This window comes from Brachybacterium horti (assembly GCF_054777615.1).
In genome coordinates, this window is sequence record NZ_BAAHAM010000001.1 from 681,928 (window position 1) to 694,796 (window position 12,869).

11 protein-coding genes are annotated in these 12,869 nt (G+C 75.3%); 7 read left to right on the top strand and 4 right to left on the bottom strand.

Going from position 1 to position 12,869, the window contains the following annotated elements; translation table 11 throughout:
* The first annotated feature begins 161 nt into the window (after nucleotides 1-161).
* The 3 genes from ACYVAP_RS03200 (at nucleotide 162) to ACYVAP_RS03210 (ending at nucleotide 3,072) form a co-directional block, all read left to right on the top strand.
* Nucleotides 162-773, top strand: coding sequence for a TetR/AcrR family transcriptional regulator (locus ACYVAP_RS03200; RefSeq protein ID WP_498859497.1), 612 nt, complete (start codon nucleotides 162-164; stop codon nucleotides 771-773).
* A gap of 116 nt (nucleotides 774-889) precedes the next feature.
* On the top strand, nucleotides 890-1,966 hold the full coding sequence (locus ACYVAP_RS03205) for an ABC transporter ATP-binding protein (protein WP_498859498.1): 1,077 nt from the start codon (nucleotides 890-892) through the stop codon (nucleotides 1,964-1,966).
* A complete protein-coding gene (locus ACYVAP_RS03210; protein ID WP_498859499.1) occupies nucleotides 1,966-3,072 on the top strand; it encodes an ABC transporter permease in 1,107 nt (368 codons plus the stop codon). Before ACYVAP_RS03205 ends, ACYVAP_RS03210 begins: the two co-directional genes overlap by 1 nt.
* A 75-nt stretch (nucleotides 3,073-3,147) precedes the next feature.
* Here ACYVAP_RS03210 and ACYVAP_RS03215 read toward each other — a convergent pair whose 3' ends face one another.
* From ACYVAP_RS03215 to ACYVAP_RS03225, 3 genes are all read right to left on the bottom strand, one after another.
* Nucleotides 3,148-4,827: a hypothetical protein gene (locus ACYVAP_RS03215; protein WP_498859500.1), complete on the bottom strand. Its 1,680-nt coding sequence runs from the start codon at nucleotides 4,825-4,827 to the stop codon at nucleotides 3,148-3,150.
* A 30-nt stretch (nucleotides 4,828-4,857) separates the two neighbouring features.
* Complete coding sequence (gene recR / locus ACYVAP_RS03220) at nucleotides 4,858-5,451, bottom strand: recombination mediator RecR (protein ID WP_498859501.1); 594 nt, start codon at nucleotides 5,449-5,451, stop codon at nucleotides 4,858-4,860.
* 75 nt (nucleotides 5,452-5,526) lie between these two features.
* Nucleotides 5,527-5,916, bottom strand: coding sequence for a barstar family protein (locus ACYVAP_RS03225; RefSeq protein WP_498859502.1), 390 nt, complete (start codon nucleotides 5,914-5,916; stop codon nucleotides 5,527-5,529).
* Nucleotides 5,917-6,055: 139 nt separating this feature from the next.
* On the opposite strand from ACYVAP_RS03225, the gene ACYVAP_RS03230 reads away from it, so the two are divergent.
* A complete protein-coding gene (locus ACYVAP_RS03230) occupies nucleotides 6,056-6,586 on the top strand; it encodes a GyrI-like domain-containing protein (protein WP_498859503.1) in 531 nt (176 codons plus the stop codon).
* A gap of 69 nt (nucleotides 6,587-6,655) precedes the next feature.
* Here the strand turns inward: ACYVAP_RS03230 and ACYVAP_RS03235 are convergent, their stop codons facing one another.
* Nucleotides 6,656-10,189, bottom strand: coding sequence for a DNA polymerase III subunit gamma and tau (locus ACYVAP_RS03235; protein WP_498859504.1), 3,534 nt, complete (start codon nucleotides 10,187-10,189; stop codon nucleotides 6,656-6,658).
* 158 nt (nucleotides 10,190-10,347) lie between these two features.
* Between ACYVAP_RS03235 and ACYVAP_RS03240 the strand changes: the two genes are divergently transcribed.
* Genes ACYVAP_RS03240 through ACYVAP_RS03250 form a run of 3 tightly spaced genes read left to right on the top strand, consistent with a single transcriptional unit; the run spans nucleotide 10,348 to nucleotide 12,645 of the window.
* The gene (locus tag ACYVAP_RS03240) at nucleotides 10,348-11,751 is read left to right on the top strand and encodes a hypothetical protein (protein WP_498859505.1); all 1,404 of its coding nucleotides are present in this window, start codon (nucleotides 10,348-10,350) and stop codon (nucleotides 11,749-11,751) included.
* A 31-nt stretch (nucleotides 11,752-11,782) separates the two neighbouring features.
* Complete coding sequence (locus ACYVAP_RS03245; RefSeq protein WP_498859506.1) at nucleotides 11,783-12,082, top strand: VOC family protein; 300 nt, start codon at nucleotides 11,783-11,785, stop codon at nucleotides 12,080-12,082.
* Nucleotides 12,079-12,645, top strand: coding sequence for a bleomycin resistance protein (locus ACYVAP_RS03250; protein ID WP_498859507.1), 567 nt, complete (start codon nucleotides 12,079-12,081; stop codon nucleotides 12,643-12,645). Before ACYVAP_RS03245 ends, ACYVAP_RS03250 begins: the two co-directional genes overlap by 4 nt.
* Nucleotides 12,646-12,869: the final 224 nt, after the last annotated feature.

Here is a 12,869-nt window from a genome sequence, read left to right on the forward strand (position 1 = left end):
CGTTCGTATTATTCCTATGGTCAGGGCGCCCCGTTATGCGTTCGTGACCGCGATGTCGACCATGTGGACACCGCCGGGCCCCCTCGACGGAGCGCACGGCGGCCCTGCCCGCGCTCGCCGTGCGCGGGACCGGACCGAGCCGGCCAGTACGATCGGTGACCATGCCTCCCGCGACCCCGCCCTCCCCGGCACGCCGCCCCGGCTACGGCGAGCGCCGCGGCGAGCTCGTCCAGGCCGCGATCCGGGTCGTCGCCGCCCAGGGCATCGCCGGCCTCTCCCACCGCTCCGTCGCGCGGGAGGCAGGGGTGACCCACGGCCTCGTGCGCCACCACTTCGGGACCATGACCTCGCTCATCGCCGAGGCGCTCGACACGATCCTCCCGCAGAGCCTCCGGCGGAACCCCGTCTCCCTCCTGCTCGAGGACCCCGACTACCCCGAGGAGGACCTCGTCTCCTGGATCGACGAGCAGACCGATCTCCAGGTGTTCGAGTACGAGGTGCTGCTCGCGACGCGCCACACCCCCGAGCTGCGACCGCTCGCAGAGCACCTCTACCGCGGCTACGAGGACTCCGTGCGCTCCGCCTTCGCCGAGCACGACCTCCCCTCCCCCGCGGACGCCCACGTCACGCTGATCCTCGCCGCGATCGAGGGACTCGTCCTGCACCGCGTCACCTTCCGCCGCGACGACGGGCCGACGATCACCGCCGCCTTCGTCGCCCTCCGCGCGGCGATCCGCCTGGCCGTCGCCGCGGACGGGGCCCCCTCGACCTGAGGCCTCCACCGGACCGGCCCGCCCGTTCGGGATCTTCACAGGGCGCACACGGGATACATCCGGAACGTGCGCGCAGAAACACTGTTCAGGGCGCTCCGTCCGGGGAAGATGGTGCCATGAGCGAGAACAGCAGCCTGGACCCCGCGGCGCCGGGGCAGCCGCAGCCACCGGACCCGTCGACACCCGCCGGACTCCCGCCGCTCGGGGGTGGGACGACGCCGGGGCCCGCCCCGCGGCGGCCCGAGGGCCCCGGGATCGTCGCCGAGGGCGTGAGCCGCGCGTTCGGCAGCGTGCAGGCGGTGCACGGCCTCGACCTCACCGCGCCGCGCGGCGCGGTGACCGCGCTCGTCGGCCCCAACGGCTGCGGCAAGTCCACGCTCATGCTCATGCTCGCCTCGCTGCTCGCCCCGGACTCGGGCCGCGTGCTCGTGGACGGCGTGGACCCGGCGGTCGACTCCCCCGCCGTGCGGGCGGCCGTCGGCTGGATGCCGGACCAGTTCGGCGCCTGGGACTCGCTGCGGGTCGCCGAGGTGCTCGAGACGATGGGCCGCGCCTACTTCCTGCCGCCCGCGCAGCTGCGGGAGCGGGTCGCGCACCTGCTCGAGCTGCTCGACCTCGTGCCGCTCGCGCAGCAGCCCGCGCACGTCCTCTCCCGCGGGCAGAAGCAGCGCCTGGGCCTCGCCCGTGCGCTCGTGCACTCCCCGCGCGTGCTGATCCTCGACGAGCCCGCCTCCGGTCTCGATCCCGCCTCCCGCCGCCGCCTGCTGAGCGTGGTGCGGCAGGTCGCCGCGGAGGGCGCGACCGTGCTGGTCTCCAGCCACATCCTCGGCGAGCTCGAGGAGATGGCCGATCACGTGGTGTTCATGGACGCCGGCCGCGTCGTCGACGCCTCGAGCGTGCGCGAGCTCGCGCAGCGGCCCCGCCCCTGGCGGATCACGTCGCTGGACGAGGGAGCCCTGCGCGCCGCGCTCGGCACGCTCGGCGTGCGCCACGGCGACGTGGTGCCCGCGAGCGCGAGCACGAGCGGTCACGCGGAGGTCCTCGTGCACCTGCCGGACGAGTCCCGCGCCGCCCGCCTGCTCACGGACCTCGTCGCCCAGGACGCCCGCGTGGCCTCCTTCGCCCCTGCCACCGGCCGCCTCGAGGCCGCCTACCTCGCCTCGGACGCCGCGCGCCGGGAAGGAGCCCTCTGATGAACGCCACCCGCCGCACCGGCACCCTCCGACTGCGAGGCCGCGGGCTGTGGCTCGTCGCCTCCCTCGAGCTCAAGCAGCGCCTGCGCTCCCGCGCCTGGGTGGTCGCCCTCGCCGTGTGGATGATCGTGCTGCTGGGCATCGGCGCCCTGGGCCTCGCCCCGGTGCTGCTCACCGCCCAGTACGACGGCGTCGAGCAGGTCTCCTCGATGATCTTCAGCGCCCAGATCGTCTTCGTCATGTTCGCGATGCTGCTCGTGGTGCCCGCGCTCTCCGCGGGGGCGATCAACGGCGACCGCAGCGCGGGGACCCTCGCGACGCTCCAGGCGAGCCTGCTCTCCCCGGCGGAGATCGTGCTCGGCAAGCTCCTCGCCGGCTGGTCCACGGGCCTCGCGTTCCTCGTGCTCGCCCTGCCCTCGCTCGTGCCGATCGCGGTGCTGGGGCACGTGGACCCGCTGTACATGCTGCGCCTGCTCGCGGTGATCGTCGTGCTCACCGCCTGCGTGACCGCGCTGGGCCTGGGGCTCTCCGCGCTCACGCGGCGCACGCTGAGCTCGGTGGTCCTCGCCTATGTGCTCGTGATCGGTGTGACGGTCGTGCTGCCCGTCGCCTGGGGCGTCTCCGGCCTCGTCATCACCGATCAGAAGGAGGTCACGGTCTACTCCACGGCGTATCCGGCGGACGAGGACGTGGAGGCCGACAGCCCGATGACGTGCGAGGCCCGCAGGGAGACCCGGCAGATCTCGCGCCTGGACCTCACGATGCCGCTCATGTGGGGCAACCCGGTGGTGCTGCTCGCGGAGACCGCGCCGACGGTCACCGCGGACCGCTGGGTGACCGGGGCGGACGAGGGCCTCGACCTGCTCAGCACGCTGAAGTTCGGGATGCGCTCGGCCGCGCACCCCCTCGCCCCGTCGAACTTCAACGAGTGCTGGATCGAGGACAAGGGCTACCCGGCGCATCTCGAGGACGGCTCCGACGGCGCCCCGCTGTGGCCGATGGGCCTGGGGCTGTGGGCGATCGTGGGCGTCGCCGCGGTGACCCTCGCGATCCGCCGCGTCGCCGTGCCGGTGCGCCACCTGGGGCGCGGCGAGCGGATCGCCTGACCGCAGCCGCCGCGTGCGAGCTCGGTCCCGGTCCCGGTCCCGATCACCGCGATCGGGGCCGGGACCGGCGGCCGCTCAGGGCCTCGGGAGGCGGGTGACGGTCTCGGGGATCTCGTAGGCGTCCTCGCCGGGCGCGGAGAACGGCGAGCCCTCGCCGCCGAAGTCCGGCAGCCGGCCCTGCTCGACGTCCCCCGGCCGCACCTCCGCGGCCCGGGCACCGGGCTGGGAGTCGTCCACCCAGAGCCGGTCCCCGGCCTCGGCGTCGAGGTCGCGCAGGCCGAAGGGGTCCCCGCCCTCCGCCGCGATCCGTCGGCGCATCTCCGCCCGCACCGCGGGATCCGCGGCACGCTGGGCCCGCGTGCCGCGCGAGGGGGCGACGAGCCGGAACGGCGTGGCGCGCCGCGTGTACAGGCCCGCGGGGCCGTAGAGCACGGTGCGGGCGTCACGGCGCAGGGCCGCGGCGACCGTCAGCCCCGCCATCGGCACCGCGAGCAGGAGCAGCACGACGGCGCCGGACCAGGTCATGGCGCTGTGCAGCCCCGTCACCGCGAGGATCGTCGTCGCGACGGCGATGCCCGCGGCCGTGACGCCCGCGCCGAGCCAGCCGCCGACCGCGACGAGCCCGGACTCCCAGGGGTTCACGCGCGCGCGGTGCGACCAGTCCTCGTAGGTGCGCAGGTCGCTCACCGCTCCGCGCCGGCCCTCGACGAGCCGCGCCGCGAGGCCCGGCACAGGGGCGAGCGCGAGCGCCGTGAGCGCCGCGACGGGGAGCATCACGGCCGCCTGCACGGGGCCGAGCGGCGAGGGCACGGCGGTGAGCTCGGTCGCGGCGAGCCCGGAGAAGGTGAGGACCAGATCGGCGACGGAGAAGGTGAGCCAGCCGCCGACCAGCAGCGCCGGCCAGAACCAGCGCCGGGACGCCCCGCCGATCGCAGCGAGGGCGCGCAGCATCCCGGCCCGGGTGAGCCCGGCGCCGTCCGCCTCCGAGCCCGGGGTGGGCGGGAGGTGGCGACGGTCCGTGGCGAGCAGCTGCGCCGCCGCCTCCCGGCGGGCATCGGGGTCCCGGCCGATGAGCGCGGTGCGCCGCAGCTCGCCGACGGGGTTCACGCCCAGCAGACGCGGGGCGCTCAGCCAGCGCCGCAGCCCCGCACCGGTCGCCTGCACGGCGAGCAGGGCCAGGCAGACGGCCATCAGCGGGCCGGCACCCAGGCCGTTCCACGGGATCGGGCCGTCCACGGCGCCGAGCACCGCGGTGAGGGCGATGACGACGAGCACGGGGGCGAGCAGCGTCGAGCTGATCCGGGAGGCGACGGCGCGCTGGAAGACCTGTTCGGAGAGCTGGGCGGCGGGGTCGAGCGCGGCGACCCGCCAGGCGGCGAGCGGCAGGGTCGCGAGGCTCAGCAGCGGGGCGAGCAGCGGCACCAGCAGCACGGAGAGCCCGAGCGCGCCGCGGGAGAAGCCGAGCGCGGCGACGGTCTGGTTCAGCAGCAGCGGCTCCGCGAGGCCGAACAGCAGCGACAGGGTCCACATGGTCGGCGCGGAGCCGAGCACGAACAGGCACCACAGCACGAGCCACAGCGCCACGAGCAGGAGGGCGGGCACCCACGCGGCGCGCAGCAGGCGCAGGGCCAGCTCACGCCGGGAGTCGAGCATGATCTGCGCGGGCGGGACCAGCTCGGGGTCCTCGAGCGGGAGGCGCGGCGGGGCGGGGAGGTCCCTCAGCGGGGGCAGGGCCCGGGCGTAGGGGCTGGTCACGTCGGCTCCTCCTGCAGGGTCCCGGCGGTCTCAGACGCTGCGGCGGCCCAGGAAGGCGCGGCCCAGGGTCATCTCGTCGGCGTAGTCGAGGTCGCCGCCCACGGGCAGCCCGGAGGCGAGGCGCGTCACGGAGATCTCGAGGGAGGAGAGCAGACGCGAGAGGTACGCGGAGGTCGCCTCGCCCTCGATGTTCGGGTCCAGGGCGAGGATGACCTCCTGGGTCTCCCCCGTCCCGAGGCGGGTCATGAGCTCGGTGATGCGCAGGTCGTTGGGGCCCACGCCGCCGATCGGGTCGATCGCGCCGCCGAGCACGTGGTAGCGGCCCTTGAACTCGCGGATCCGCTCGATCGCGACGATGTCCTTGGACTCCTCGACCACGCAGATGACCTCGTCGGTACGGCGCGGGTCCGCGCAGATCCGGCAGGTGGTCTCCGCGGAGACGTTCCCGCAGATCTCGCAGAACTTCACGGTCTCCTTGACGGTCACGAGGACCTCGGCGAGACGGCGCACGTCGGACTCGTCCGCGTCGAGCAGATGGAACGCGATCCGCTGCGCTGACTTGGGGCCGATCCCGGGAAGCTTCCCGAGCTCGTCGATGAGGTCCTGGACGATGCCTTCGTACACCCCTCCACTGTAGTGGCCAGGCAGGACGCGCAGAGGTGAGGGCGGCGTGCGCTCGGGCACGCCGGATGGTCGGACTCAGGCGAGCTCGAGGTGCAGCGCGGGCTTGTCGCCGAAGATCTCGAGCACGGTGTCCATGTAGGTGGGGCCGCCCTCCGCGTCGAGCCGCTCGAGCCGGCGCGCGATGAGCGCGACGTCGTAGCGCTCGGGCTGCGCGAGCTTCTCGAGCAGCTGCGCCCGCGTGGTCGCCACCCCCAGCGCCGCCGCGGAGTGCGCGTGGTCGTGCCAGACGACGCGCGCCTCGTCGTGGCCGTGCAGGGCGCCGAACCCGCCGCGGAGCATGTCCTCGAGCGCGTCGAGGCTCGGCCCCAGCTGCCAGTCCATGCCGGTCATGAACACACGGTTGATCTCGTCGTAGAAGCTGGGGATGTCGTGGACGCGGGAGCCGTCGATCTCGAGGGTGAGCACGCGGGCACGCTATACCCGCCGGCGAGCGCGCCCCGGGCCCGCGACTCCCGGGCGGGTCACGGCCCCGTGGGTTAGCGTCTGCCCATCGGGGACCGCCCGCCGGTCGCCCGGACACCGCTGCTCCCAGGAGGATCCGACGATGACGACCCTGCCCTCGCCCTACGACGCCGACGAGCCGATCCCCGCGGGCACCATCGCCGACGCGCCGCTCGTGCACACCGCCGTGGTCTCCCGCACCGACTTCCCCATGCACGAGATGCCCTCGCTCATGGACGGCACCTTCTCCCATCTGGTGCCCGCGCTGGAGGAGGCGGGGATCGCGCCGATCGGCCCGGCCTTCTCGCTGCACCGTCGGATGCCGGTGGACACCGCGGATCTCGAGGTGGGCTTCCCCGTGGACGGTCACCTCACGCAGACCCTCGCCCTCCCCAGCGGCTTCGAGGTGCGCGCCTCGGTGCTGCCCGCGGGGCGCGTCGCGGCGGCGAGCCACGTGGGCGGCTACGACGGTCTCGCGGAGGCGTGGGGCGCGTTCACCGCGCAGCTCGGCGAGGCGGGCGAGCAGATGGCGTTCCCGTTCTGGGAGTTCTACGTGACGGCGCCGACGCCGGACATCGATCCGGCCACGCTGCGCACCGACCTGTTCACCCTGCTCGCGCCGCAGGAGGACTGAGCGGCGCGAGGCGGCCGGGCGCCGCGGAGGGGCTCGGCGGCGTGGAGCCGGTGTGCTCCGCGGCGGGGCTCAGCGCCGGTCGCCGGTCTCGTCGATGACCTCGAGGACCCGGCCGCCGAGCACGGCCTCGATGACCTGGCGGCCCGAGCGGGTCGCGACCACGGCGTCCTCGTCGTCACGGGAGGCGCCGCCGGTGGGGTCGACCTCGACCTCCGGCACGGGGGCCTCGTCGGGCCTGCGGCTCTGCGCCTGCTGGCGACGGTCGGCGGCCGCGGCGCGCGCCGCCTGCGAGGCCTGCCGGGCGAGGGCCGCGCCGGTGCGCGGGGCGGAGTCGTCGACCGCCTGCTCGGCGGACGGCGCGAAACCTGCTGCAGGAGCGGCGGGAGCGGTGGTCGACTGCGGGCGCGGGGCCGACGGAGCGGCTGCGGGAGCCGCGTCACCCCAGGCGGTGGCCGGGCGGACGGCCTGCGAGGCGCCGGGGGCGAGCGGTGCCGCGGCCCGGGTCCCTGCACCCTCGGACGGCCCGCCCGACGAGGACGCGTCGCCCATCGCCCCGGCAGGGCCGTCCGCGTCGGAGGCCGATGCGGGCGACGGCGCGGAGCCCGACGAGAGGGCAGAACCGGCGGACGGGGCACCCGGGTCGGAGGCCGACGGGTCCGACAGGGCGGACGGGTCGTCCGCCGACGGGGCGGACGGCGCAGGACCTGACGGGGCGGACGGGTCGATGCCCGACGGGCCGCCCGGGGCGGGCGTCGACGAGGCGCCGACGTCGGTCGAGGCGCCGGCGCCGGTCGTGGCGGCGACGATGTGCGCGGCCGGGCGGGAGCGCACCACGCGGCCCTCGGCGATGGCGCGCCGGATCGCGGCCTGACCGTAGGTGCGGGGCTCGCCCTCGGGCACGCTGTCCCGACCCTCGTCCTCGACGACCGGGGCCTCATCGGCGCTGCCGCCGGGCGCGCTAGCCCCGGTGGTCGGTGCGTCGGCTCCACCCGCGGAGGGCAGGGCATCGGACCAGTGACGGGAGGAGCTCCCGCCGCCGTCGCCGCTGCCGCTGCTGTGCGGGGCGTCGGGCGTGGACGCGGCGGACGCCGCAGCGGCGCCGCGGCTCGCGGACGGCGCGGCGGCCCGGGGCGCCGACGACGGGGCAGAGGACCGCTGGTCCTGAGGATCCGGCGGGAACGAGTCCTCCGGGTCCGACGGGAATTCGTCGTCGTCGGGCTCCGGCGGGAGATCGTGGTCGTCGACGGCGGGACGCTGTCGCCCGGACGGCGCGTCGGCCCCGCGCGAGAGCGACCCGGCGGAGGCGGCGAGGTCGCCCCACGGTCGGCTCCCGCCCCGGGCGGAGCCGGCGGGATCGCTCTGCGCACGGGTGCCCTGCCGCCCGCCGGAGGTCGACTGCCCGGCGTTCCCGCCCTGAGCAGCGGCACCGCCCCGGCCGCCGTATCCGGCGTTGCTGCCGGCGCCTGCCTGACCATCGGGGCCCGCCTGGCGACCGGCGCCCGCCTGGCCACCGAGTCCCATCTGGCCTCCGGACCCGCCCTGCCCGCTGGGGCCGCTCTGACCGCCGGGGCCGCGCTGGCCGCCGGGCCCACCCGGACCGCCGGAGGCACCGGGCCTGCCGGAACCGCCGGGCCCGTCTCCCACGACGGCCTGGACGGTGACCTCGACGTGCATGATGCGGCGCACGGCGTCGGCGAGGTTCTCCGCCGCGGTGCCGCGATGGAAGGCCGCCACGAGCCCGTCGGTGCGGAACCCGATCACCAGGTTCGTCCCGTTCATGGCGTTGAGCTGGGCGTTCTGCGCGATCAGCGCCCAGCTGGGACGGCGGATCTGGGCGAGCTCGTCCATGATCGCGGACCAGTTGCCCTGCACGTCGGCCGTCGACGGGCCGCCCGCCGGGGCCGCAGGCGACGGAGCATCCTCCACGGGTGCCTGCGCCGCCGGGGCCTGTGCCGCGGACTCCTCGGCGACAGCCCCCTGGGCCGCGCCCTGGCCGGAAACCTCCTCGACGGGTGTGGCGCCGCCCCGGGCGGGAGCCCGGTCATGGTCCGCCGCCGGCGTCGGGTCCCAGGTCGTGGCGGGGCGGCTGCCGGTCGACGCCGCGGGGGCCTGGCCCCCCGACTGCTCCGCCGCGGCAGGCTGCTGCTGCGCGGGTGCCTGCCGCGCGGCAGGCTCCTCCCGCGCGGCGGGTGCCTGCTGGGGCGCGGGTGCCTGCGGCGCCGCGGCGCCGGTGGCCTCCCGCCGATCGTCGGGCCTGGTCGCCGCGGCGCCGCCGCGCGTGCGACGCGAGGCCTCCGCGCGCTCCTGCGCGATACGACGCGCCTCCTCCCGGCCGCTCCCGGCCGTCGGCGCGGCGTCGGCGCCCGGCGCGCCCTGACCGTTCTGCGGCGCCGGGGCGCCCTGACCGCGCCCGCTCGCCTGCTGGCCACCCCGGGGTGCGCCCTGACCGGGCTGCCCCGCCGGGCCGCCCTGCCCGCCCGGAGCCGGTGCGGCGGCGGCCCGCTCGTCCCGCAGCACCAGGCGCGCGGCGAGCAGCTCGAGGTGCAGCCGCGGGGAGGTGGCGCCGCTCATCGTGGAGAGCGTCTCGTGGATGAGGTCGCCGCAGCGGGAGAGATCCGCCGGGGCAATCGAGGCGGCCTGCTCCCGCATCGACGCGAGCTCGTCCGCGGGGACCTGGGGCAGGAGGTCCTCGGCGCGCTCGGGCACCGCGGCGAGCACGATGAGGTCGCGCACCCGCTCCAGGAGGTCCTCGACGAAGCGGCGCGGCTCGTGGCCGGTGGCGAGCACCTGCTCGACCGCGTCGTACAGGCTCGCGGCGTCCCGCGCGGAGATCGCGGTGATCGCCTGGTCCAGGAGCGCGGTGTCCGTGAAGCCCAGCAGCGCGATCGCGGTCGCGTGGTCGAGGCCGTCGTCCCCGGCGCCGGCCATGAGCTGGTCGAGCACGCTCATCGTGTCGCGCGCGGAACCGCCGCCCGCCCGGACCACGAGCGGCAGCACGCCGTCGCCCACGTGCACGTCCTCCGCGGCGCACACCTGCTCGAGGTACGGGGTCAGGACCTGCGGCGGGATCAGGCGGAACGGGTAGTGGTGCGTGCGGGAGCGGATGGTGCCGATGACCTTGTCCGGCTCCGTGGTCGCGAAGACGAACTTCACGTGCTCCGGCGGCTCCTCGACGAGCTTGAGCAGCGCGTTGAAGCCCGCGGAGGTGACCATGTGCGCCTCGTCGATGATGAACACCTTGAAGCGGTCGCGGACCGGGGCGAAGGAGGCGCGCTCGCGCAGCTCACGGGCGTCGTCCACACCGCCGTGGCTCGCGGCGTCGATCTCGACGACGTCGAGGCTGCCGGCCCCTCCGCGGGCGAGGTCGCGGCACGAGTCGCAGGTCCCGCAGGGGGTGTCCGTCGGGCCCTCCGCGCAGTTCAGGCAGCGCGCGAGGATGCGGGCGGAGGTCGTCTTGCCGCAGCCGCGAGGCCCCGAGAAGAGGTAGGCATGGCCGATGCGGCCGTTGCGCAGCGCGCGCCGCAGGGGCGTGGTGACGTGGTCCTGGCCGATCACCTCGGCGAAGGACTCCGGGCGGTATCGACGGTACAGAGCGGTGGCCACCCCCACAGGCTAGTGGAGGCGGCTGACGTCCACCGCCCCGAGCGGTGGACGAGCAGGCCGTGGGGAGGGATCGGCGACATCCCCTCCCCCGGGCGCCGCGGTCCACAGCCTCCCGCGAACGGTTCCCGGCGGGACGGGCAGCTGGAAGGATCGCGGGGGTGAGCACGAACCAGCCCCCGGGCCGCGGGACCGGTGCGCCCTCTGCCCTCGGTTCCCGCTCGGGCTCCGGCTCCGGCACCCGTGCGCCGTCGGGGGTCGCGACCGGCCCCGTCATGCTGCAGCGCATCGTGGTCGGCGCGCTCGTGCTGCTCGTGGTCCCGCTGCTCACCTTCGCGATCGCGGTGACGCTGGGGGACGAGACCGCGCTCGCCTTCGCGCTGATCTGCGTGGTCCACGTGCTCCTGCTGGTCTATGCAGGCATCGTGACCGCGGGCCAGCTGCGGGCGCGCACCCCGCCGCGACTGGTCGAGGCGGTGCCCCCGCTCGCCGCGTTCCTCGCCGCGCTCGCGACGCTCGGTCTCGCGCAGGTCCTCGCCGATGCCGAGGGGATCCGCACGAGCGCCGTGCCCCGGCTGCGGCACGGCATCCCACTGCCGGAGGACCTCCCGTTCGTGCTCTCGGTGCTCCTCGCCGCTCTCGCCGCCCTGGTCGCGATCGCGGCGCTGCCGCTGATGATGCGGCGCACCCGCACGGTGCGGGCGCTGCCCGGGCGGATCGGCGAGGTCGCCGGGAAGCTCGGGGACACCGCCGACGACGCCGGCTCTCCTCGCACCCCGAGACCCCCGGTGACGTCCGCGAAGGACCCGCTGCTGCGACGGCTGCTCTCCCCGGCATCGAGGGTGCTGCTCGTGCTCGGCTCGCTCGCCGCCCTCGCCGGGACCCTCGTGTTCGCCCTCGCGGAGCTTCCGCAGCCGACGGCCGAGGCGCTGACCTTCGTGATCGTGCTGTGCCCCGCCCCCGCGATGCTGTGGGCGGTGCTCTCCTCGCTGTGGCGGCGCGACGCGGAGCTCGGCATCCTCATGGCGGCGCTCTACCGCACGATGGCGGTGCCGGTGCTCGGCGCGATCGTGGGACTGCTCCCGGCGTTCCTCGCGTTCCTCGTGCCGCCGGTCGGCCACGGGTTCGCGGAGCAGTACCGCGCGGCCGTCGGCGACAGCGGGATCATCCCCGAGGGCTCGCCCCTGGTCATGTTCTTCGTCCTCGGCGCGCTGCTGTCCCTGCTGGTGGGCATGCTCGGCGGGCTCGCCCTGAGCATCGCGGTGATCATGCCGCTGCTCACGCTCTTCCGGCCCGAGCAGTTGGTCGGCGAGAACGGGCTCAGCACGAACCGCGCGGACCGCCGCCGGAACGTCGCGGCGATGCGCCTGATGTCGCTGCTCGTGATCCTGATCTTCGTCTTCGCCATCCTCATCGCCGACGCGGACGCGGGCGAGCCCCGCTTCGCCTGGGCGATGGTCACGCTCGCGGTGCTCGTCGGCCTGACCGTCGCGATCGTGCGGCTCCAGCGAAAGAAGGGCGACCGCCGCCCCGACGTCCCCTCCCCCGAGGACGATTCCCGTTGACCGACGGGCCGCTCCCGGTGAGACTCGCGTGATGAGCGTCCTCATCTCGCACACCACGATCGACTGCCACGACGCGTTCGCGCTCTCGGAATGGTGGCGGGCGGTGCTCGCCTACGAGATGGATCCCGAGGACCCGAACCTCCCCGGCCACGAGGAGTGCCCGATCCACGACCCGGCGACCGGGCACACGATCCTGTTCCTCGAGGTGCCCGATCCGGAGCTGCCCGAGAAGCGGATCCACTTCGACGTGCGCCCGCGCGAGCGCACCCAGGCGGAGGAGGTCGCGTGGCTGCAGGAGCGCGGGGCGTACCTCGCCGCCCACGCGGGATGACCCCTCCCGGCGAGGCCCTGTCGGGCGCCGCATCCGACGGCCGCGGGTCCTCCCACGGCAGCGGGTCCACCGACGGGCCCAGGCCCCCTGGGCTCGGCTCCGCCACGACCGGCGGGCACGAGTCCGGTCATGGCCTCGAGCCCTCGCTCGTGCCCGAGCTGCTCGTCGACGACCTCGAGCTCAGCCTCTGCTTCTGGCGCGACCTGTGCGGCTTCGCGATCCGCTACGCCCGCCCCGACGAGGGCTTCGCCTACCTCGCCCGGGGCTCCGCTCACGTGATGCTCGAGCAGCGCGGGACGGGTCGGAACTGGCTGACCGGCGAGCTGGAACCGCCGTACGGCCGCGGGCTGAACCTGCAGATCTCCGTGGTGGATCTCGATCCGATCCTCGCCGAGCTCCGCGCGCACGGCGTCCCGCTGTTCATGGAGCCGGAGACCCGCTGGTACCGGATCGACGAGGAGGAGGCGGGCGTGCGCCAGTTCCTCGTCACGGATCCCGACGGATACCTGCTGCGATTCCAGCAGCCGCTCGGCCGCCGTCCCCTCGGCTCCCAGGACGCGTAGAGGACGCGCAGAGATGCCTGGAGGACCGGAGCAGGCGGCTGTCCGTGTTCAAGAAACGCTGGTCATCATGTACATGATGACCAGCCTTTTCCCGGGAGGCCCTGTCCCCAGCACGCTCTGCCCGTTCGCGCCGACGGGCCGACCGAACGACGGCCAGATCGAACGACGAGCTGACCGATCGACGGGCGGGGGGTTCCTCCCGATGCCCCTCGCGTCCACATTCC

Bases quoted from the DNA above. Each gene is read 5' to 3' on its own strand.
- ACYVAP_RS03210 (WP_498859499.1), top strand. From the start codon at position 1,966: ATGAACGCCACCCGCCGCACCGGCACCCTCCGACTGCGAGGCCGCGGG.
- ACYVAP_RS03205 (WP_498859498.1), top strand. From the start codon at position 890: ATGAGCGAGAACAGCAGCCTGGACCCCGCGGCGCCGGGGCAGCCGCAG.
- ACYVAP_RS03230 (WP_498859503.1), top strand. From the start codon at position 6,056: ATGACGACCCTGCCCTCGCCCTACGACGCCGACGAGCCGATCCCCGCG.
- ACYVAP_RS03250 (WP_498859507.1), top strand. From the start codon at position 12,079: ATGACCCCTCCCGGCGAGGCCCTGTCGGGCGCCGCATCCGACGGCCGC.
- ACYVAP_RS03245 (WP_498859506.1), top strand. From the start codon at position 11,783: ATGAGCGTCCTCATCTCGCACACCACGATCGACTGCCACGACGCGTTC.
- ACYVAP_RS03200 (WP_498859497.1), top strand. From the start codon at position 162: ATGCCTCCCGCGACCCCGCCCTCCCCGGCACGCCGCCCCGGCTACGGC.